21 protein-coding genes are annotated in these 20,520 nt (G+C 41.0%); 11 read left to right on the top strand and 10 right to left on the bottom strand.

The genetic code is table 11. From position 1 onward, the window contains the following. Positions 1–29: 29 nt before the first annotated feature. Complete coding sequence (locus CXF93_RS05565) at positions 30–1,241, top strand: MFS transporter (RefSeq protein WP_101061427.1); 1,212 nt, start codon at positions 30–32, stop codon at positions 1,239–1,241. A 185-nt stretch (positions 1,242–1,426) separates the two neighbouring features. On the opposite strand, the gene CXF93_RS05560 is transcribed toward CXF93_RS05565, so the two are convergent. Beyond that, the gene (locus tag CXF93_RS05560; protein WP_101061426.1) at positions 1,427–2,317 is read right to left on the bottom strand and encodes a DMT family transporter; all 891 of its coding nucleotides are present in this window, start codon (positions 2,315–2,317) and stop codon (positions 1,427–1,429) included. Positions 2,318–2,491: 174 nt separating this feature from the next. Between CXF93_RS05560 and CXF93_RS05555 the strand changes: the two genes are divergently transcribed. Next, a complete protein-coding gene (locus CXF93_RS05555) occupies positions 2,492–3,274 on the top strand; it encodes a YdcF family protein (RefSeq protein WP_101061425.1) in 783 nt (260 codons plus the stop codon). Between the two features lie 70 nt (positions 3,275–3,344). Here the strand turns inward: CXF93_RS05555 and CXF93_RS05550 are convergent, their stop codons facing one another. After that, positions 3,345–4,955: a cation:proton antiporter gene (locus CXF93_RS05550; protein WP_101061424.1), complete on the bottom strand. Its 1,611-nt coding sequence runs from the start codon at positions 4,953–4,955 to the stop codon at positions 3,345–3,347. Between the two features lie 374 nt (positions 4,956–5,329). On the opposite strand from CXF93_RS05550, the gene CXF93_RS05545 reads away from it, so the two are divergent. From CXF93_RS05545 to arsJ, 4 genes are all read left to right on the top strand, one after another. After that, complete coding sequence (locus CXF93_RS05545) at positions 5,330–5,677, top strand: metalloregulator ArsR/SmtB family transcription factor (protein WP_101061423.1); 348 nt, start codon at positions 5,330–5,332, stop codon at positions 5,675–5,677. Positions 5,678–5,683: 6 nt separating this feature from the next. After that, on the top strand, positions 5,684–6,712 hold the full coding sequence (gene arsB, locus CXF93_RS05540) for an ACR3 family arsenite efflux transporter (RefSeq protein ID WP_101061535.1): 1,029 nt from the start codon (positions 5,684–5,686) through the stop codon (positions 6,710–6,712). A 105-nt stretch (positions 6,713–6,817) separates the two neighbouring features. Continuing rightward, a complete protein-coding gene (locus tag CXF93_RS05535; protein ID WP_101061422.1) occupies positions 6,818–7,825 on the top strand; it encodes an ArsJ-associated glyceraldehyde-3-phosphate dehydrogenase in 1,008 nt (335 codons plus the stop codon). Next, a complete protein-coding gene (gene arsJ / locus CXF93_RS05530; protein ID WP_101061421.1) occupies positions 7,822–9,048 on the top strand; it encodes an organoarsenical effux MFS transporter ArsJ in 1,227 nt (408 codons plus the stop codon). The genes CXF93_RS05535 and arsJ overlap by 4 nt, the downstream gene beginning before the upstream one ends. Before the next feature lie 51 nt (positions 9,049–9,099). On the opposite strand, the gene CXF93_RS05525 is transcribed toward arsJ, so the two are convergent. The 3 genes from CXF93_RS05525 to CXF93_RS22215 all read right to left on the bottom strand — a co-directional run bounded on the left by CXF93_RS05525 (position 9,100) and on the right by CXF93_RS22215 (position 10,086). Continuing rightward, positions 9,100–9,525, bottom strand: coding sequence for a lipoprotein (locus CXF93_RS05525; RefSeq protein ID WP_101061420.1), 426 nt, complete (start codon positions 9,523–9,525; stop codon positions 9,100–9,102). A gap of 87 nt (positions 9,526–9,612) precedes the next feature. After that, the gene (locus tag CXF93_RS22220; RefSeq protein ID WP_232784117.1) at positions 9,613–9,885 is read right to left on the bottom strand and encodes an ASCH domain-containing protein; all 273 of its coding nucleotides are present in this window, start codon (positions 9,883–9,885) and stop codon (positions 9,613–9,615) included. Between the two features lie 12 nt (positions 9,886–9,897). Beyond that, positions 9,898–10,086, bottom strand: coding sequence for a hypothetical protein (locus CXF93_RS22215; RefSeq protein WP_232784116.1), 189 nt, complete (start codon positions 10,084–10,086; stop codon positions 9,898–9,900). A 222-nt stretch (positions 10,087–10,308) separates the two neighbouring features. On the opposite strand from CXF93_RS22215, the gene CXF93_RS05515 reads away from it, so the two are divergent. Next, a complete protein-coding gene (locus CXF93_RS05515) occupies positions 10,309–11,580 on the top strand; it encodes a serine hydrolase (RefSeq protein ID WP_232784115.1) in 1,272 nt (423 codons plus the stop codon). Positions 11,581–11,602: 22 nt separating this feature from the next. On the opposite strand, the gene CXF93_RS05510 is transcribed toward CXF93_RS05515, so the two are convergent. After that, positions 11,603–12,574, bottom strand: a complete 972-nt coding sequence (locus CXF93_RS05510) for a YheT family hydrolase (protein ID WP_101061418.1) — start codon at positions 12,572–12,574, stop codon at positions 11,603–11,605. A gap of 196 nt (positions 12,575–12,770) precedes the next feature. Here CXF93_RS05510 and CXF93_RS05505 point away from each other — a divergent pair, with 196 nt between their 5' ends. From CXF93_RS05505 to CXF93_RS05490, 4 genes are read left to right on the top strand one after another with little or no spacing between them, the layout of a single operon-like run. Next, positions 12,771–13,916 carry an ABC transporter substrate-binding protein gene (locus tag CXF93_RS05505; protein ID WP_101061417.1) on the top strand — a complete coding sequence of 382 codons (1,146 nt, stop codon included), beginning with the start codon at positions 12,771–12,773 and terminating at the stop codon, positions 13,914–13,916. Then, the gene (locus CXF93_RS05500) at positions 13,917–15,674 is read left to right on the top strand and encodes an ABC transporter permease (RefSeq protein ID WP_101061416.1); all 1,758 of its coding nucleotides are present in this window, start codon (positions 13,917–13,919) and stop codon (positions 15,672–15,674) included. Then, entirely contained in the window at positions 15,655–16,308 is a 654-nt protein-coding gene (locus CXF93_RS05495; RefSeq protein WP_101061415.1) for an ATP-binding cassette domain-containing protein, read from the top strand. Before CXF93_RS05500 ends, CXF93_RS05495 begins: the two co-directional genes overlap by 20 nt. Next, positions 16,301–16,927: a CDP-alcohol phosphatidyltransferase family protein gene (locus tag CXF93_RS05490; RefSeq protein ID WP_101061414.1), complete on the top strand. Its 627-nt coding sequence runs from the start codon at positions 16,301–16,303 to the stop codon at positions 16,925–16,927. The genes CXF93_RS05495 and CXF93_RS05490 overlap by 8 nt, the downstream gene beginning before the upstream one ends. A 19-nt stretch (positions 16,928–16,946) precedes the next feature. Here the strand turns inward: CXF93_RS05490 and CXF93_RS05485 are convergent, their stop codons facing one another. From CXF93_RS05485 to CXF93_RS05470, 4 genes are all read right to left on the bottom strand, one after another. Beyond that, positions 16,947–18,680, bottom strand: coding sequence for an ATP-binding protein (locus CXF93_RS05485; RefSeq protein ID WP_101061413.1), 1,734 nt, complete (start codon positions 18,678–18,680; stop codon positions 16,947–16,949). 45 nt (positions 18,681–18,725) lie between these two features. Further along, the gene (locus CXF93_RS05480; RefSeq protein WP_101061412.1) at positions 18,726–19,259 is read right to left on the bottom strand and encodes a heme NO-binding domain-containing protein; all 534 of its coding nucleotides are present in this window, start codon (positions 19,257–19,259) and stop codon (positions 18,726–18,728) included. Between the two features lie 107 nt (positions 19,260–19,366). After that, the gene (locus CXF93_RS05475) at positions 19,367–19,795 is read right to left on the bottom strand and encodes a MarR family winged helix-turn-helix transcriptional regulator (RefSeq protein ID WP_101061411.1); all 429 of its coding nucleotides are present in this window, start codon (positions 19,793–19,795) and stop codon (positions 19,367–19,369) included. A 16-nt stretch (positions 19,796–19,811) separates the two neighbouring features. Then, positions 19,812–20,432: a cytochrome b/b6 domain-containing protein gene (locus CXF93_RS05470; RefSeq protein ID WP_101061410.1), complete on the bottom strand. Its 621-nt coding sequence runs from the start codon at positions 20,430–20,432 to the stop codon at positions 19,812–19,814. Between the last annotated feature and the right edge of the window lie 88 nt (positions 20,433–20,520).

The following is a 20,520-nucleotide window of genomic DNA, read 5'->3' as shown; positions in this document are numbered from 1 at the left end:
CAATATAAATAAAAAGCATGGAGCATTAAATGAAAAATAGAACTATCCCCTATCTATTTGCCCGGTTTTTTGATGGTATCTCATCTGGCATGTTTATGATGGCGTTACCTTGGAGCATGCTTTTAGAAGAAGGTATGGGCTTTTTTGTGGCGATTACGGCATTAGTTTGCACTTCTTTATCCTTTGTTTTCACCCCATTTTTTGCCACTTTGATAGATCGCCATTCAAGAAAGACAATTTTGATATTGATGCAGTTAATACAAGCTACGACCGCGTTAATCGTGTTTATTACTTACTACAACGATCTTCAATCTCACTGGGTTTTGGCTTTCGCTCAGTTAATTTTTTGGTTAAGTAATGATTTAGCTTGGAGTTGTAATAATGCTTTTACACAAGAAAACTATCGTCAGGATGAATACGCTAAAATATCAAGTTATCAAGAAGTGGTGATGCAAGTAACAACGCTTGGCGCCGGCGCTCTTGGGATTGTTTTACTTGAACACTGGTCAATGCTTGAGTTTTCCTTTTTAGCTACATTCGCTTCATTCCTGTCTGGATTATGCTATATCGTGACGCCTTATCAGCGTCAGTTCAGTCCATCATTAAAAGAAGCATTCTTTAGACAGCTTGTAGCAAGTAAAGACATATTTTCTAAACAAAAACGTTTCTATACATTCCTAGCATTGTCTTGCTTATCTTATCCAGTATTAACCTTTCTGGTAAAACTTGTGCCTATCTATTTTGCTGAGCAAGATATTAGCGGTAGTTGGTTTGCGACATGGAAAATGAGCTATGGCCTAGGTGCGTTATTAAGTGGGCTCCTTATTGCTCGCCTGTTAACGCGTTATGACCATGAAAATGCGATGGTTGTTTCGATTCTAGCGATGGCGATAATACTTATTTTGATGGGATCTTACCTTTCCCCTACTTTGATTATATTACTCACTATTGTCCTTGGGTTTTTCAATTCATATAATCGTATTGCGAGAACCAATAAAATGCATCATGTTATCGTGATGGAAGAAAGAGGACGAGTTGAAGGTGGGTTAAAACTGTTTTCTACACTGGCACAAAGTTTGAGTTACGTCGTTATTGCACTGTTAAGTCACTTACAACTAACAGCCTTGGGGTTTATTATTATTGGGATAGTATTGTTGATCGCTGGAATGATGATGCTGTATTTAAAACAAAGTTTAAATATTGAAACACCTCTAAATCAAGATGGCATTATCGGTCATTAATCAGTACTCATGGGGTATTGTTGATGGGTACGTCATTCTAAACATGGTTTGTATCCCTAAAAATTAGCCTCCAACTAGCAAGCTTGAGGCTTTTTATGAACCAGCTACCAAGCTAATTTTTTAAGTGATTAACAGCGTTAACACGTAATAGAGGCATAAATGTGTTAACTGATAAACCCCACATTCTACTTACGATTAAAATACTGGGTATTTGCAAACCAGACACCAATACTCACTGCCATCATGGCAATAATGAGGCTTAACTTAACTGGTTCATCAAACACAAATAACGCGCTGATACCGGCAATAACTGGCACCATTGCCATCATAGTGCCCATGTTCGCGGCGCCAATAATCTGCACCGCGCGCACGTACAACAGCATTTGCACTATGGTCGCCATGAAACCCTGATAAAAGCTTTGTAGTAACATATCGCGCCATAATCCAGCATTAATCAATTCCAAGCTGATGTGACTCGGTAACCAAAGCAAGTAAATCGGCATGTAAATACTGCAGGTGATCATCGCTAGACTCGCTGTCGCTTGCCAAGGCGTGACTTGCCAGCGGCTTAATAATACCGAAAATATCCCCCAGCAGAATGCTGCGCCTGTCAGGCTTAAGTGGCCTATCGACAACGTCCCTTGCGCGAGAAATTCTTGTAGAAACAGCACGACAATACCCAATGTGATAATGCCAACACCTAGCCACTTACTCCAAGGATGCTTTTGCTTATTTATCACCACAGACAACACAATAATCATCACAGGGATCAAGCCAGGTAACAATACTGCAGACTGTGAACCAGGGGTGGTTTCAAAACCTTGAAAGGCGAATAACGCATACCCTAAGCCGCCAAATAGGCTGCAGATAATAAACTTGGGCTGCCATAATTTGAATCGAAATCTAAGTAACCAGAAAGGGAATACTAAAGCCGCACACGTTACATAACGAATAGCAATAACATCGTATGACAGCAAGGGGCTGATCCCGCCCATGCGTGACACTAATATAAATCCCGACCAGATCATTACCGCGCCAAATGCAGCTAAATATCCCTGTCGTGTTGAATCGTCCATAATCTATTCCTAACTAAGTTCATGTAGAACAATATAAAAGCAATGTGTGTATATTAATATTAAATTTCAGTTGTTTATAAGCATCCGACCAGAAGCTTAAACAATGATATATTATTTTATTGCTTTATACTCTGGTGAAATACTCTGTTATTCGTACTTCAATAAGGACAATCAATGAGCCTGCTGCTTATCTCTTTACTTATCATTATCTTTCTAGTACTGCGCGTCTTTAACTGTCATCGCGCCAAATCAGTCTTATTATGCTGCACCGTTTTACTCACTTTACTTATCAGCACCGGCGTCATCCCTAAATACTTATTGGATAAACTTCAGCAAGATTATGCGCAAAAACCAACAATACAGTGGCAGGATAATAACGCCATTATCGTGCTCGGCGCTGGTTTAGAAAAGGTCGGTGATAGTATTGATAATGTTGATACTATTAATAATATAGAACCGCCTTTCCATGCTTTTGGACGTATCTACGAAGCGGCAAAGCTTTACAACGAATGTATCGGTACAGAGCAGCAATGTAAGATCATTGTCAGTGGTGGTGACACGCATAAATTGGGTACTACAGAAGCCGCGGTATATAAACAACGTTTAGTGCAAATTGGTATTAATACTGCTGATATTATTACCGAAGCAAACAGCCTTAACACATGGCAGAATGCCCAATTTACCAGTGCAATACTCAGCAAAGGTGATTTCGACAATAGCGTGTTGGTTTCATCTGGATTACACATCAAACGTAGCCAGCTGTATTTCGAGCATTTTGGTGTGCGTGCAACGCCAATCAGAGCCGATTATATGTCGGCAACAGTATCATGGCTGCCACTAGGTTATAACTTTGCACTAACTGATTTTGCATTGCACGAATGGATAGGTTTTATTCGATATGATATTTACAACATGCTAGGCGCAAATCAAAAGCGTGTTCATGCTGGCGATGCCTAGTAAGGAAGGAATTACGAGTTAGGAAAGGTAACGAGCAATTCACCATGCCCATTACCTTCATCTCATTACCTTATGACTTATCTGCAACCTGCGGCGTTGGAATGTTTAACTCAGTCCAAACATGGTGGGCGAAACCGGCGCCCGCTTCTTGGTACATGTTATAAACAGGGTTAACCCCAAGTGCTCTGAGCTCATCTTCATCACTCTTAAAATGAGCCAGTGCTGCCACTTGGAAGCTACAGCGTTCCAGCTTATGTAACTGCTCTGCGGCATAATGATTACCATGATGATCTGGCATCGCTAATAACACCAATTTAATGTTGTCGGTCATTTCCAATTTATTCCAAAAATCGGTATCGAGCGCATCGGCAGTGATAACGCGGCGACCCAATTCACAATGATCTAAGGTTTTCTGATTATTATAATCAAGGCCTAACACTTTATCACCGTATTGGCTTTTCAATTCATCATAGGCACCAGCGCCAATACGCCCCATACCCATAACCAAGATCTCCGCATCACCCAGTGAAACCGGACGATCGTCAATGTGTAGATCTTTAGCCTGAAAACGTGCTAACTTATCGGTGAAACGGTTATAAATATCATCGGCATACTTATTCAATAACGAGGCAATAACAAAGCTCAGCGATACCGCCAGCGCCGTAATAATCAACCAGTCCTGCGATAACCAACCTTTATAAGTCGCTAGCGCTGCGACAATCAAACCAAACTCGCTGTAATTAGCTAGCGAGAATGCGGCAAACAGTGACGTACGCGCACGTAATTTAAATTTCGCTAAGGTCACGAAGTACAAAGCGATTTTACCAAACAATACCACAGCTAAAATAGCCGCGACGAACAAGTGATCAACGGTCGGTAATCCACCCAAACCAATACTGAGGAAGAAGCAAACAAGTAACATCTCTTTCATGTTAAACAAGGCTTTTGCCATCTGTTTGGCACTGGCATGACCCGCTAATAACATACCCGCAATCAAGGCACCAAGATCGGCTTTCATGCCTACCGATTCAAACAGTCCAGCACCAAGTACCAGAGCAAGGAAAATACCGTATAAGACCAGTAACTCACCATGACCGACTCGGTCTAACAGTTTAAACAACAGCGGTCGAATTAACGGTAATGCTAATAAAATAACTGCAAACAACGAGGGGATCTTACCGACTGATACTGTTAAAAAAACCACAGCAAAGATATCTTGCATGATCAGGATACCAATCGCGATACGGCCATATAACGAGTTGGTTTCACTCTTTTCTTCAAGAATTTTTACCGCAAATACCGTACTTGAAAAACTTAATGCAAAGGCAACCAGTACCAGCGAGAAGGTATCTAGGTTGGTAAAGAAGGTTAAACCAACTTGTTTTAAGATGAATAACACCACCGCATAGAAAGCAATGCTGGCAAAGATATGCACACTTGCCCCGCCCCATACTTCTGCTTTAAACAAGGTGCGTATATCTAGCTTTAAGCCAATCGAGAACAACAGTAAGGTAACACCCAGATCTGCAAATGTTTGCAAACCAGCAGTCGCTTCAAAGCCGTAAAAATTAAGCGCAAAACCCGCCAGTAGGAAACCAACCATAGGTGGCAACCCCGTAAGATTAACGATCATACCAAAACTGAATGCAGTGGCGATAAAGAGTAAAAGAGTACTATCCATTTACGATGGCCTATTTAAGGTGAACTAAGTGCTGATACCCTCGACATGAGAACCCTGAGCATGATTAGCGATAAACTTTTTAGAATTAAGACGTGATGTAATTTACTAATTTTAAGATAGTTTATGGATTAGAACAATCCCTTTATACTACTTAGGTATTAAATTTATATTATGTATAACCAATATTTATATTCAGCTTGTTGATTCATCATAAGCCACCAGCATTAATTTAAATACACGGTAAACAGATAATATAACAAGGTTCAAATAGCACAATTAGTGAATATAACAAATTTCACATATAACATTTGACGTATATGACAATTTACACATATACTGAACATAACAAAAAACAGATGTATGACTGAGGCTATATGCAACCAGTACAACTTTTCAAAACCTTATCTGACGAAACACGACTCAGAATTATCTTGCTCATCAATCAAGAAAAAGAGCTGTGTGTATGTGAATTAATCTCGGCGCTGACTGCAAGCCAGCCAAGTATCTCACGCAATTTAGCGCAGCTGCGTAAAGCAGAATTACTGGTTATTAGAAAATACAAACAGTGGGTTTTTTATGCCATCAACCCAGTATTAGCACCTTGGATAACATCTATTATCACACTCAGTGCTAAACAAAATAATAGCTTAATTGGCGCAGATATACAGCGCCTAAACGACATGGGCAAACGTCCTGAACGCACACAACAACACTGCGAGTAAATGATCATGGGTATATTTGAACGGTATTTATCGGTATGGGTAGCACTTGCTATCGCCGCAGGCGTTATTTTAGGGGTTTGGCAACCTGATGTATTTCAGCTAATAGCAGGTTTAGAAATTGCACACGTTAACTTGGTTGTCGCTATCTTTATCTGGATCATGATTTATCCAATGATGGTGCAAATCGACTTCTCAGCGATTAAAGATGTCGGCAAAAATCCCAAGGGATTATTCCTCACTGTATTCATTAACTGGATCATTAAACCTTTCACTATGGCTGCTTTTGCTTGGCTATTTTTCAAAGTATTCTTCGCTGATATGGTTGATCCCAGCTCTGCACAAGAATATATCGCTGGTATGATTTTACTTGGCGTTGCACCCTGTACGGCAATGGTATTTGTGTGGTCGCAATTGACCAAAGGTGACGCTAACTATACTTTAGTACAAGTGTCTGTGAACGATATCATCATGGTATTTGCATTTGCGCCTATTGCAGCATTCTTACTGGAAGTCAGCGATATCAACGTGCCTTGGGAAACCTTACTTCTCTCTGTTGTACTCTATGTGGTATTACCCTTGCTTGCAGGCATTCTGACGCGTAGGAAGTTAAACAAAGCCAATGACAAAGAAGCCATTCAGCATGTGCTCGCCAAGTTAAAACCTTGGTCTATATTAGGATTATTAGCCACCGTTGTTTTATTGTTTGGTTTTCAGGCTAACACCTTAATTAACGATCCCAAGACCATTGTACTTATTGCCATTCCGTTGGCGTTACAAACCTACATGATCTTTGCTATTACGTTTTTTGCGGCTAAAAAGCTAAAACTACCGCATAACATTGCCGGTCCAGCATGCTTGATTGGTACCTCAAATTTCTTTGAGTTGGCAGTCGCGGTTGCAATCTCATTATTTGGTCTACATTCTGGTGCCGCACTCGCTACGGTGGTGGGGGTACTTGTTGAAGTGCCGATCATGCTGTCACTCGTCGCTATTATTAATCGTAGCCAAAATGTTTTTAATTATTCAAAACCTTAATGACTACACTTTAATTAAGCTACTTTAATTACGGCACTTAAAGTAGCTTAATTTAAAAACATTATTCAAACATAAATTTAAATTATCTGTATTTTGGAGAATAAAATGACTATTAAAATCGGTATCAATGGCTTTGGCCGCATGGGTCGTCTGGCAATGCGTGCTGCGTTTAATTGGGATGATGTTGAAATCGTAAAAATTAATGATCCTGCCGGTAATGCTGAAACACTAGCGCATTTAATTAATTTCGATTCAATTCATGGCCGCTGGGAGCACCAAGCAGATTACCTAGGCGATCAAATGGTTATCGCTGATCGTTTTATTCCTTGCACACGTAATACCGCCGTTGCAGATACTGATTGGTCTGGCTGTGATGTGGTGCTCGAAGCTTCTGGTAAAATCAAAACCACAGAGCTACTACAAGCTTATTTAGACCAAGGCGTTAAACGTGTTGTCGTCACAGCGCCAGTGAAAGAAAACGGTGTGTTAAATGTGGTCATGGGTGTGAATGATGACCTTTACAATAAAGATATTCATCCGATTGTAACGGCTGCGTCTTGTACCACTAACTGTTTAGCGCCAGTGGTGAAAGTATTAAAAGAAAAGATCGGCATTAAACATGGTTCAATGACGACTATCCACAACATTACCAATACCCAAACCATTCTGGATGCGCCCCATGCAGATTTGCGCCGTGCGCGCGCATGTGGCACCTCTTTGATCCCAACAACTACGGGCTCTGCAACAGCGATCACCAATATCTTCCCTGAGTTAATCGGTAAATTAAATGGTCATGCTATTCGTGTACCACTGGCGAATGCATCGTTAACCGATTGTGTTTTTGAAGTAGAACGTGAAACCACCGCGGAAGAAGTTAACCGTTACTTCAAACAAGCTTCTAAACAAGAGCTGAAAGACATATTGGGTTATGAAGAACGCCCATTAGTATCTGTTGATTACAAAACAGACCCACGTTCGTGCATCATTGATGCCTTATCTACTATGGTCGTTAATGGTACACAAGTAAAAGTATATGCTTGGTATGACAATGAATGGGGCTATGCAAACCGCGCAGCTGAACTCGTTCGTATGGTAGGTCGCTTAGACAAATGATTAAAGCGTTAGCGGGTATTTCCCCACAAATAAAACAATATCTCATCATTACCGGTAATTATTGGGCATTCACTTTAACTGATGGTGCATTGCGCATGCTGGTTGTGCTGTATTTCCACCAGCTTGGCTACAGCCCAATTAATATCGCCATGTTGTTTGTGTTTTATGAAGTATTTGGGGTCATCACTAATTTGATTGGTGGCTGGTTAGGCGCGCGTTTAGGGTTAAACAAAACCATGAACATTGGCTTGGCCATGCAAATTATAGCATTGATGATGTTAACCGTACCCGCTGACATGCTGACTGTCGTTTATGTCATGATCGCCCAGGCCTTATCCGGTATTGCCAAAGACTTGAATAAAATGAGCGCCAAAAGTGCCATTAAATTACTGGTGCCAACAGGCAGTGACGATGCTAATGACGATAATGGTAATAATAAACTCTACCACTGGGTAGCGGTCTTAACGGGTTCTAAAAATGCGTTAAAAGGCGTCGGCTTTTTCTTAGGTGGTGTACTACTCACTACATTTGGTTTTAGAGACGCCATTATGCTCATGGCAGCCATGTTATTACTGGTGTGGATGTGGAGTTTATTCAGTTTAAAAGCCGAACTAGGCAAAGCCAAAAACAAACCTAAGTTTACCGAGATATTTTCTAAAAGTAGTTCGATAAACTTACTCTCAGCAGCGCGATTATTTTTATTCGGCGCCCGCGATGTGTGGTTTGTGGTTGCCCTGCCGGTGTTCTTAGCAACGACCTTTCATTGGGACCATTGGTGGGTTGGCGGCTTTATGGCAAGCTGGGTTATCGGCTATGGCATGGTGCAATCAATCGCGCCACGCTTCACCGGGAAAAACCCTTCGCCACGTTCAGCGGCGCTTTGGGCTGGCTATCTCGCGGTGGTGCCAGTGTTGATCGCCATCGCCCTGCATTATCAATTCTATGTGCAGTTTTCAATTATCGTCGGTTTACTTATTTTCGGTGGTTTGTTTGCCATTAACTCATCGTTACACAGCTACTTAATCGTCAGTTTGGCTGACAGTGATGGCGTGTCTATGGATGTTGGCTTTTATTATATGGCTAACGCGATGGGTCGATTAATTGGCACGGTATTATCAGGCTGGGTATTTCAAATTTATGGTTTGGAAATGTGCTTATGGATCTCGGCGCTATTTATCGCTATTTCAGCGGTGATAGCCTTAAAACTCAAAGGCTCATCATAACGTTTAGTGGGTAATAACGATTGTTATTAACAAAAGCACCGAGAAATGCTCTTAAGGATGTTGTTTGATGTAGTCAGGCTGAACGACACTTTCGACGTACAAGGTTAATGCGGCTAGCTCTTTTGAATCCCATGCAAAAATATCCGATTGCATTGGTTTTAACATACAGAATTGGACCATTTGCTCTGCAGTTATAGACATGAGTCCGGTTTGAGCTTCGACCATAGCAACATGGTGGGGATAAGGTTGTTTAAAGGTCGCGTTTAATGCCGCGCCGCCGGTATGACAAGTTTCGCAAGCAAGTCCACTTTTACCAATACTTGGGTCTTGCCATAATTGTTCGCCATAGCTTAATAAACCTTCCTGGCTACCACTATAAACGGGATCATTCGCTTGTCTCACGACACTGTTCAGTTGCTCATCGTTACAGGCTGTTAAGGTAAACACGGCCACTATCGCTAATATTATTATTCTCATAAAGTATCATTCCCTCTGTTAGACTCACCCTTAAAGATAGATGAAGTTAAACATATCGGAGTCCTAATAGCATAATAACTAAAACAATTAAGCAGCAGCACCATGTACAACCTGAAAATGCTCTAATATTAACATCATATCTTCGTTCGCTTCGATCTCAGCAGCCTGACATTCATTGGAAAAAAAGTCCCAATGAGCAGCTCGCCACCAATCAAGTGAGCGGTCGCCCTCACCTTCAGAACAAGCAAATTCAGCGGTTACATCAGCATACTTGCATTCACTCACCGCCGTTATCTCAACAATCGATGTAGGTTCACCATTCCAATCTGTTACAACTAATAAATGCCCTGCTATTGGCATAGGTTCAGCACCCTATTCATACCAATGCTTCATACTAGAAGTCGCGGTTTTAATGCCTTTACTGATGAGATCTGCACAACGGTTGGCATTCACTTCATCATTACAAAAATAATCTGCACTAAATGATTGGTAACGTTGGCGATCTATTTCTGTCAACGTGGCTAAATATTCATTCAGATATTGCTGAGTTCTCTGTTCCATACTCACTCCAAAATACAATATTTCATTTATTATCAGTATCTTAAATATTGCATTTTTAATCTTAACGCTAGTAAAAATTAACCTCGAGTATATTAACCTTCATATTCGGACACAAGTACCGAGATCAAATAAAACAAACCTAATTGTATATTCTAAAATATAACTCTATCTTCATCCTTATCCCTTAAGACTTGAGTTAACGACATGATTATTGATTTTGGATTGAAGAGTTTAGTAGTTGCGAACAGATATCTGCGCCTTGGTAATACCATCCAGCTGCCAAAATCACTGGCGACAGTCACCACAGTCAATCGTGAAGAAGAAGTTGAACCAGCATCAGTGGGTATGACGCAAGAGGGGGTCGATGTGATCTGGACAGCGGTTGAAGACATTTATAAAACAGCCACCCACCCTGCTATTTCATTATGCTTTCGCCGTCAGGGTAAAATTATTATTAGCCGTTCCATTGGTTATGCTAATGGTCACAAACCAAATCAAAAACCAGATACCCATGCTCGATTAATGCAACCTGAAACGCCTATTTGTTATTTTTCAGGCTCAAAAGCGGTGACGGCATTTTTAATCCATCTATTGAATGAAGATAAGCTCATCGACTTGGACGATGCGGTTAGCGCTCACCTGCCTGAATTTAGCCAACACGGTAAGCAAGATATCACTATCCATCAAGTCTTATCACACCGCAGTGGTATGTCGACAATGCCAAGTTCATTGGGTATTGATGCGCTTGCCAATAATGACGAAATTTGGCAACAGCTTTGTGCTAAACCGCTACCGAATTCAGAAACAGGTAAGCTCGCTTATCACGCAATAAGTAGCGGTTATATTTTAGAAAATATAATCAAGCAAGTAAGTGGGATGAGCATACAACAATTCCTTGATTTAAGAGTACGTAAACCAATGAAGATGAAATACTTTAGTTATGGGTTAGATGAAACTAAAGCCACTGATTTAGCGGATAATTATGCAACTGGTATCAATGCTATGTATCCTATTTCATACTTTATTAAGCGGGCATTAGGTGGTTCATTTTCACGTATCGCACAAGTGAGCAATACTCCCGTTTTTCAACAAGCGGTTATCCCCTCAGCAAACCTAATGGGGACAGCAGAAGAAATGGGACGTTTCTATCAAATGCTATTAAACAATGGGGTTTGGGAAGGAAAACAGATATGCCAGCCAATAACAGTACGACGCTTAACGCGAGAAAATGGCTCGTTCGAATTTGATCGTACGCTGATGATACCAATGCGTTATAGCGCAGGCATGATGCTCGGCGCAAGCCCTGTCGGTTTATGGGGCATTAATAGCGCCCAAGCATTTGGCCATATTGGTTTAATTAATAAACTATTATGGGCAGATCCAGAACGTGATATATCTGTTTCCTTAGTCAATACTGGGCTGCCTTTTCTGGCGAATCACGTACCGTCATTAATCAACTTTATGACGAGTATCAATAAGCATTGCTCACGCTAAACACTATTATTCTACTATTCTATTATTCGACAAGCTGGGTAATACGCTCACTGGCCCAGCTTTCAAACTTCCAGTTTTTAATAAACGCACAGTGCCCGCCTTTCGCTTGCAGGTCTATACTCAGCCATTTCGATTGGTGTAAGTGTTTGAGGTGGCGAGCGGGGATCATAGGATCATCTTCAGAGGTAATTATGGTTGTCGGGATCGCCAATTGACGTAAGCCGTCCTCCACCACAGAGTAAGCCTCAAAATATTCATCACGACTGGTAAAGTCGGTATAACGTTCGACAAAAAACAGGTTCATATCATCAAGCGTTTTTAATTTTTTCAATGCATTGCCATAACCTAATTGCGGATGATAGCGCAGTTTTTTGATTAACGAACGTTTCCACTTCGCGACAAAGTATTGTTCATATAATGGAAAACCAGCACTTAATTCAGCCATTGTGGTTGGCGGGTGTAATACTGGACAAATCGCAATAGCTTGATGTAATTGAATGCCTGCAACTTTAGCAATATTCGCCACACGGAGACAAAAGTTACCACCGAGTGAATAACCACATAACACATTATGCTGACCACCAAATTCTGCGCAAAGATATTTAACCGCTTCGGCTACTTCTTCTAGGCGTGATGAATTAAACAGTTCAGAGTTTAAATGATGCGTATCGCCATGATCACGAAAGTTAAGGCGAAATACATCATAACCAACATCCAGTAATTTTTGGCCACTGGATAATACATACAGTGAATCAGCACAGCCTTCCCAACCATGCAGGATAACAGCAAGCCCTTTCGATGGCGTAGTGGTGTTATTCCTGCTTAGAAAACCTTCTAACCTAACCCCTTGTGGCGTGGTGATAATATGCTGTTTTGCCAAACAGAGTAATTGGTTAGCACGTCGTTTTTCGAAATATTTTCGAGGGCCAGAGCTAGACAACATAGATTGCAGGTGGTTATTACTCAGGCCCAGTGCCGGTTTAAATTTAGTCATGCTTTTCGCTGCTACGCTCTTAACCCAAAATGAAGCCTTAACTGTACAGCATTATTCAGCGTAGGTAATTCTGTTATTTTTATATCTATATGCCGAGACGACTAAGATGAGTATATGAATATAAATACAATCAGTTATAATTAAATTTATAAACATTACAGGTTGTAGTGTGCATTCACTAAGAAAAGGATATTTCATGCGTAAATTATTCGTCGGTCTTGGCTTATTACTTGTCAGTACCTTCAGTCAAGCCGTAGCACTCGATTGGCAAGCTGTTGAAGGCAAAGCTAAAGGGCAAACGGTCTATTTTTATGCATGGGGCGGCAGTCCTGAAATAAATAACTATTTACGCTGGGCTGATAAGCGTTTAAACAGTGAATACGGCGTGCGCCTTAAACACGTTAAAGTCGGCGATATTGCCGAGGCCATCACCCGCTTAGCGGCAGAGAAAACCGCAAAAAAGAACACCAATGGCAGTGTTGATATGGTTTGGGTTAACGGTGAAAACTTCAAATCAATGAAACGTTATGACCTGATCACTGATTCATTCGCAACGCAATTACCAAACTGGCAATATGTGGATAAAACCTTGCCTGTTGATAACGATTTTTCTGAGCCAACGTTAGGCCTCGAAGCACCTTGGGGTGTCGGCCAACTGGTGTTTATTTACGATACCGAAACTCTCAGTAATCCACCAGCAAGCTTCAACGACTTACTCGCTTACGCGGTTAAGAACCCAAATAAACTCAGCTATCCAAAACCACCGTCATTCCATGGCACCAGTTTCCTCAAAGCCGCATTATTAGAATTAGCCAGCGACAATGCGCCATTATATAAATCTGTAGATACTCAGACGTTTGCTACTATATCAGCACCATTGTGGGATTATCTCGACAAATTTCATGCTGTTGCTTGGCGTCAAGGTAAGCAATTTCCAGCCAGTGCGGCTGAAACAATTCAGTTATTAGATGATGGTGAGCTCGATATAGCCATCTCGTTTAACCCTAACGAAGCGACGACATCACAGCAAAGCGGTAAGCTTAGCGAAACCACTGTTGCTTATGCTATGCAAGCGGGAGCATTATCAAACATCCATTTTCTATCAATACCTTGGAATGCTTCAGCTAAAGAAGGCGCGTTAGTGGCGATTAACTTCTTGTTAAGCCCTGAAGCCCAATCACGCAAAGGTGATTTAGCCATTTGGGGCGACCCAACAGTATTAACATCATCACATATCACCGGTTCAGCAAAAAATACTAAGTTGTTTAAATCAATTCCAGAACCACATCCAAGCTGGCAAACTGCGCTTGAAGCGGAATGGCAAAAACGCTACGGGCACTAATTGAACGCTATATTCACCACATTAAAAAAACGGTCAGTCGCCGCATTCACTTTTAACTTGATCGTGTTACTGACTGTTCTTATTAGTTTTTTACCGCTATTACCAGGGCTAGTTGGCTTGCTACTCGCTGCATTTGGCTATATTCCTGCCATCGACCAATACGCGCTATCCCTTGGTGGATTTACGCAATTACTGGCTTGGCCGGGGTTATCACAATCCGTTGTGCTGACGTTATTTGTGAGTGTGGCCAGTACTTTACTATCCGCGTTATGCTGCTTTGCGATCCTACAATCCTGCTGGCATAGCCGTTGGTGGAAGCAAATAGAAACCTTACTCGCACCGATTATGGCGCTGCCACATGTGGCTTTTGCGGTTGGTTTTGCGTTTTTGTTTACCCCGAGTGGCTTTATCGCGCGGCTACTTGGCGAGCAAATCAATTGGCAACTGATACATGACCAATATGGACTCGGCCTTATTGCGGCACTAACACTGAAAGAGATACCGTTTTTGTTGTTCATGAGTATCCCACTGTTGAAACAATTAAATATAAATACCACACTTATCACCGCACAAAGTCTGGGTTACAACAATGCTCAGGCATGGCAAAAGATAATTCTGCCACAATGGTTACCGAAGATCCGCTTCTCCTTGTTCGCCGTCATGGCATACAGTATTTCCGTTGTTGATGTCGCTTTGATCATAGGTCCAACTCAGCCACCGACTCTTGCGGTACTGGTTTGGCAATGGTTGAATGATGCTGACCTTGCAACGCTACCTAAAGCTTCAGCTGGCGCCTTACTGCTGCTATTGTTGTGTCTGGTGGTATTACTGGGGATACGCTTAACTGAATGGATAATAACGGTAAAATGTCGAACTTGGCAGTCAAGTGGACGCTTTTCGCTGCCGATTGGTGGCAAGAGTATCATTACCATCACCTATCTCATCACGCTGACGACATTGCCAATACTACTATTGTGGTCGGTGGCTCAACGCTGGCGATTTCCTGATATTACGCCGTCGACCTGGTCGTTGCGTTTTTGGCAACAAGAATGGTATTACTTATTAGACATCATCACCAATAGCATCACGATTGCGTTAGTTAGCGCCACAATCGCATTATTTTTTGCCATTGTGATACACGAGCACAGTATCAAGGCCAGCCTAAACAAGGGTAAATTTAAAGTACCCAGATTACTGATTTCAATCCCGATGCTTGCACCGCAGTTATCCTTGCTGTTTGGCATGCAAGTCGCAACTTTATATATCGCTCATCAATATTATTATTTCTGGGTCACGTGGGCGCATACTTTCTTTGTATTCCCTTACGTATTCCTTGCCCTCGATGGCCCTTGGCGCAGTTATGATCAACGTTTAGATAAAGTTGGTGCCAGTCTAGGCATGTCGCCTTTCAAAGTATGGTGGCAAATAAAGCGCCCGTTATTACTGCCCGCTATTTGGATCGCTTGGGCTGTTGGTATTAGCGTTAGTCTAGCGCAATATTTACCGACATTAATGTTAGGCGCAGGGCGGATATCAACCCTGACAACAGAAGCGGTTGCGTTATCTAGCGGACAAGATCGCCGAATCAGCGCCATCTATGCGTTACTACAATCAATAACACCATTCATATTTTATATTATCGCGATCGTGGCAAGCCGTAAAACAGGCTCTCTCGAACAGCAACGCGCTAATGCTAATTCGGCTTCATTAACATCAATCAATAGAGTAAGAACACACAATGCCTCTATCAGTAAATAATCTTAGCATTCTTGATCGTAGTGAGCGGCCGTTGTTTGCCCCCATCTCTTTCACTGTTTCACCCGGTGAAATATTAACCTTAATGGGACCCAGTGGTTGTGGCAAGTCGAGTTTGTTAAGTGCCATCGCAGGGCATAAGTCCGCTGACTTTAGCTATCAAGGTGAATGCTATTATCAACAACGATTATTAAATGAGTTACCGCCAGAAAAGCGTAATATCGGCATCTTATTTCAAGATGATTTATTATTCCCGCATTTAAATATTTGGGAAAACTTGGCTATCGCCCTGCCCAACCACATAAAAAAAACGCAACGTAAAGCACAGGCATTAAAAACACTGGCCGAGCTCAACTTAGTCGAGCTTGCGGATAAGTCGCCAATGCAAATATCAGGCGGTCAGCGCGCGCGTATCAGTATGATGCGCTTGTTGCTGGCTGAACCTGCTGTGGTATTACTCGATGAACCCTTTAGCAAGTTAGACAAATCATTACGTAGTGAATTTAGAAACTGGGTATTTACCCAGACACTCAGCAGGCAATTACCAGTATTAATGGTAACGCACGATGCTGACGATGTCCCTAACGGGAGTAGATGCCTACACTGGCCATGGAATAAGGAAACTCAAGATGCTTGACCGTTATGTGATAAAAATTATCCGCTGGCCGATTAATACCACAGCCAAACTGGTACATAAGACAGGCATAAAAGCCGATCAGGTTACCCTGTTGGGTTTTGTCCTTGGGTTAATGTGCTTTCCAGCATTGGCACAGCAAGAATACAATATTGCTTTGATATTCATACTTTTAAACCGCATACTTGACGCCGTAGATGGCGCCGTAGCGCGTATACAGGGGATTAGTGACAGTGGCGGTTTCTTAGATATAACCTTAGATTTTTTGTTTTATTCACTGGTACCGTTTGGTTTTGTGGTTGCAGACCCTAACGCGAATGCAGTAGCTGGTGCATTTTTGATTTTCGCCTTTATTGGCACAGGTACAAGTTTCTTAGCCTTTGCCATCATGGCGAGTAAACAAAATATTGAAAATCCCGTTTATAAAAATAAATCTATGTACTACATAGGCGGGTTAACGGAGGGTACAGAAACAATATTCTGCTTTATCTTGCTATGCTTGTTTCCACAGTACTTTGCTCATATCGCTTATAGTTTTGCCGCTTTATGCTGGATAACCACAGCAACCCGTATTTGGGCAGGTTATCACACCTTAAAGACAGCCAATACTGAACGACCATAGCCAGAAAGCATTGTCACTCTCATAGGGGGTTACTTAATCGTTTTCCCCAATGATTTAAGATTTTCTCTAGGTCTTTTAATTGATAAGGTTTATTGACGATAGCATCCATACCGCATGCTAAGCATTCTTCACATTCAATATTTGTGGTGCCTGCGGTTAATGCAATAATGGGTTTAGTATACCCTTGTTGACGTAATATTCGCGTTGCTTCGAAACCATCCATTATCGGCATGCGACAATCCATTAAAATAATATCCACATTGTGCTGTTCCAGGTATCTAAGCGCTTCTTCGCCATTATTTTTGATATCACAATTCAAGCCTAATTTTTTCAACATCATTTCAATGACAACTTGATTCATTTTTATATCTTCAACAACAAGTAATGTTAACTCATGAATAGGATAATCAATCTCTTCTTCAACTTGCGTCGTTTGCATATTCTTAGCGGGTATAGCCAAAGGTAGACATACCTTGAATTCAGAGCCTTTATCCAACTCACTCGTGAGTATCAATTCGCCCTGCATTTCTTGAATTAAATGCAAACAAATTGACAGCCCTAACCCTGTACCTTCATGCTTTCGATTACTAGAATTATCAACCTGTACAAAAGGTTCGAATAGATTACTTTGTTTATCGAGTGAAATACCACAGCCAGTATCGACGATATTAAATACCAACTGTTCGTTTTCCCATAAAAAATACACCGATACTTTACCTTCACTGGTAAATTTCAGGGCATTACCAATCAAGTTAACTAAAATTTGTTTTATCCGTTCGGCATCACCGAGTAACTCTAGCGGGATCTGTTCTGAAAAAAACAGCTCAAACTGTAATCCTTTATCTTCAGCACGAATAGAAAAAATATCGTCGATAACACGGCTAACACTGACAACCTCAAAAGGCTTAATCAGGAGCTCAAGCATACCGGCGCTCATTTTACTAAAGTCTAACAAGTCATTAATAATGACACGTAATAGTTCGCCTGATTGATGAATAGTGGTGAGAAGTCTTGCTTGCTGCGTATCGATCTTAGTATCAGCCATTAAGTCCGCAGAACCAAGTAAGCCATTTAACGGGGTACGTAACTCGTGATTAATCATAGCAACGAAATCACGTGTCGATTTTTCGGAGTTTTCAGCTCTGTGCATTTCTAAAATAGTACGGTCGAGCAGATATTTTCGTTGGTAGGCAACACTAATCACTTCTGAAAATAATGATAATTGTTTTTCAATCGTGTGTTGCCATTCTTTTTTAGTCTCAAGAGCAACAGAGAACACACCAAGTTTAGACTCTTCACCATCAATAATTATGTGTAACTGCCGATGATCGCTGCTCCAACGGCACGATGAAGTTTGTTCAGCGGACTCTTGCCATTGCGTCCAGCCCCCTGCATTCAATACTGTTATTTTATCAGCAACATTTATGGATTGGATCTTTAATTGCACTGCACTTATGCTATCAACATGGGAGATATGATTTAAAAGTCGTTGTAATAATGTATCTGAGATTGAGTTTTTAAGAAATAACTGGCTGAAGTCGAGAAGAATAGAATCAAGGTAAATTTTAAAGGTCAAAAATGCCATATCTTGCTCCGCTTTTTGTTGCACGTGCACTAATGTATCTTCAACCATTTTTTTGGCCAAAAACAGTTCATTACTTTTATCTTCAAGTAATTGCTCTGCCGATTTCCGACAGGCTTTTTCACGCGCAACTTTCTGCTTTAATAAAACAATTTGCCGCTCTAAATCCATTTGTTAACTCCGACCATCAAAATACCCATTGCTAGGCTATATAAATTACAGATAGCGTAATGTGAATCGAACTTCTGATTGATCTTGTTTCAATGGTTCCATTTTAATATCTACTTGTTGATTAAAATGTTGACTACAGCCTTTAATTAAGCCGAAACAAACATGCGACATGCAGCGGGCTGAAATGTAGTCCATGACCATTTCTACTTCAGTCACGGAAATAAATTTAAACTTAGGAGGGTTCGAATCGGGATACAACTTTTTCACTTCAATGTGAATGAAATCTTCGACCTTTTCGATAAAATCAAAGGTCGATAACGCTTTCCCCTCTAATCCAGGCATACTGTTATAGAGCGTCTTAAAGACAGACTCACCATACACAGCTTGTAAGTCTTCAGGCGAGATCCCTGTCAATTTACTTAATGCCATGATCAGCTTTATTAACGCTTTGTGGTCATAAGAGCCAACCGTCGTATAAACGCCTTCGTCATCGCTATCATCGAGCATGTTCTGACAAACGTCTAGACCAAACTTATCTTCCACTAACTCTAAAAACTCAGAAAAGATTATCCCTTTCATTTCTGCTACCCAGTTATTTAAAAGATACCTTTAAATATAGTGATAGATTGATTAAACCGCTAATAATGAAAGTAAAGTTTTGAGCTATAGGTACTAAATATCAGATGCTAAATATCAGTCACTAATTTTTTCAACAAACTGATCATCTGTTGCTGCTCTTGCGCATCTAACGAGCTTAATAAATTGTTATTAATAGCCAGCGGAATAGGTAATAACTGCTCTTTTAATGATCTGCCAGCATCGGTTAGATAGATACGAAAAGAACGGCGGCTATTTGGATCATCCCTACGTTCCACCAGCGCTAAAGCTACTAACTTATCAAGTGTCCGTGTCGTTGTTGAACTCTCAACTTTGGACTTCAAGGCTATTTCACGTTGAGTAACCCCCTCTTCTTCCCATAAACACATTAGCGTAGGCCATAATGCTAATGACAATCCGTGTTTTTTTAACTCAGTATCAAAGTCTTTAGACGCTTTATTGGCAACTACATTGAGTAACCAACCAAAACTATTCTGACGATCAAATTTTGTTTCCATTCTGTACCTAATATGATTATGAAAGCGCAACTATTGCCATGGTAACTAATACCGCAACAATAAGCACCAATAAGGCTTTTAAATTTGAGCCAAAATACAAAGGCAGAGTGACCGACTTGGCTTGATAGCCTGTGATCATCGCCAATACTAGCGGCTTATCACGTAACTTATAACCAATAATAGCTGCAACATGGAAAAATATAAGAGCCGGTAATAGATAAAAAAGTGCATCATGGATAATATAAAAGCCATCATATAACCAATCAGTTAACCAAACTTCTGCTAGTGGCAAATTATCAGCAAAGCCAGCAATAGCTAAGCCAGAGATGCATTGCAAAAATAAACAAAGCAACAAACCGACGACCATCCAACCTCCAGCAGGATTGTGACCGGGTGTCTCATCGCTCTGCCCACGTAAGTACTGCATAATCACTTTTGGTGAGCGAATAAATTGTTTAAATCGACTGGTATCACTGCCAATAAACCCCCATGTTATCCGCCAAGTAATCAATGATAATAACCCTAAACCTAATTGTATATGCGGTCCCTCGCCATTATAGCCGGTAATAATTAATCCTATAAATAATCCTGCTTGTAACCAATGATATAAACGTGTTGGTAAATCCCAAATTTTCATTTTCAAATGTCCGAATAAAATAAAGAGACAACAATTTACAACAAAACAATTGCACAAGCAACAGTTGCAGTGTAAATTAAATGGCAAG

This window comes from Moritella sp. Urea-trap-13, assembly GCF_002836355.1.
GTDB lineage: Bacteria > Pseudomonadota > Gammaproteobacteria > Enterobacterales > Moritellaceae > Moritella.
This window is presented reverse-complemented; position numbering and strand designations above follow the sequence as displayed.

What these genes read in the sequence shown, in the direction of transcription:
- CXF93_RS05565 (WP_101061427.1), top strand. Translation starts at nt 30, where the DNA reads ATGAAAAATAGAACTATCCCCTATCTATTTGCCCGGTTTTTTGATGGT.
- CXF93_RS05555 (WP_101061425.1), top strand. Translation starts at nt 2,492, where the DNA reads ATGAGCCTGCTGCTTATCTCTTTACTTATCATTATCTTTCTAGTACTG.
- CXF93_RS05470 (WP_101061410.1), bottom strand. Translation starts at nt 20,432, where the DNA reads ATGAAAATTTGGGATTTACCAACACGTTTATATCATTGGTTACAAGCA.
- CXF93_RS05475 (WP_101061411.1), bottom strand. Translation starts at nt 19,795, where the DNA reads ATGGAAACAAAATTTGATCGTCAGAATAGTTTTGGTTGGTTACTCAAT.
- CXF93_RS05480 (WP_101061412.1), bottom strand. Translation starts at nt 19,259, where the DNA reads ATGAAAGGGATAATCTTTTCTGAGTTTTTAGAGTTAGTGGAAGATAAG.
- CXF93_RS22220 (WP_232784117.1), bottom strand. Translation starts at nt 9,885, where the DNA reads ATGCCAATAGCAGGGCATTTATTAGTTGTAACAGATTGGAATGGTGAA.
- CXF93_RS05550 (WP_101061424.1), bottom strand. Translation starts at nt 4,955, where the DNA reads ATGGATAGTACTCTTTTACTCTTTATCGCCACTGCATTCAGTTTTGGT.
- CXF93_RS05510 (WP_101061418.1), bottom strand. Translation starts at nt 12,574, where the DNA reads ATGACTAAATTTAAACCGGCACTGGGCCTGAGTAATAACCACCTGCAA.
- CXF93_RS22215 (WP_232784116.1), bottom strand. Translation starts at nt 10,086, where the DNA reads ATGGAACAGAGAACTCAGCAATATCTGAATGAATATTTAGCCACGTTG.
- arsJ (WP_101061421.1), top strand. Translation starts at nt 7,822, where the DNA reads ATGATTAAAGCGTTAGCGGGTATTTCCCCACAAATAAAACAATATCTC.
- CXF93_RS05490 (WP_101061414.1), top strand. Translation starts at nt 16,301, where the DNA reads ATGCTTGACCGTTATGTGATAAAAATTATCCGCTGGCCGATTAATACC.
- CXF93_RS05560 (WP_101061426.1), bottom strand. Translation starts at nt 2,317, where the DNA reads ATGGACGATTCAACACGACAGGGATATTTAGCTGCATTTGGCGCGGTA.
- CXF93_RS05525 (WP_101061420.1), bottom strand. Translation starts at nt 9,525, where the DNA reads ATGAGAATAATAATATTAGCGATAGTGGCCGTGTTTACCTTAACAGCC.
- arsB (WP_101061535.1), top strand. Translation starts at nt 5,684, where the DNA reads ATGGGTATATTTGAACGGTATTTATCGGTATGGGTAGCACTTGCTATC.
- CXF93_RS05485 (WP_101061413.1), bottom strand. Translation starts at nt 18,680, where the DNA reads ATGGATTTAGAGCGGCAAATTGTTTTATTAAAGCAGAAAGTTGCGCGT.
- CXF93_RS05535 (WP_101061422.1), top strand. Translation starts at nt 6,818, where the DNA reads ATGACTATTAAAATCGGTATCAATGGCTTTGGCCGCATGGGTCGTCTG.
- CXF93_RS05495 (WP_101061415.1), top strand. Translation starts at nt 15,655, where the DNA reads ATGCCTCTATCAGTAAATAATCTTAGCATTCTTGATCGTAGTGAGCGG.
- CXF93_RS05505 (WP_101061417.1), top strand. Translation starts at nt 12,771, where the DNA reads ATGCGTAAATTATTCGTCGGTCTTGGCTTATTACTTGTCAGTACCTTC.
- CXF93_RS05545 (WP_101061423.1), top strand. Translation starts at nt 5,330, where the DNA reads ATGCAACCAGTACAACTTTTCAAAACCTTATCTGACGAAACACGACTC.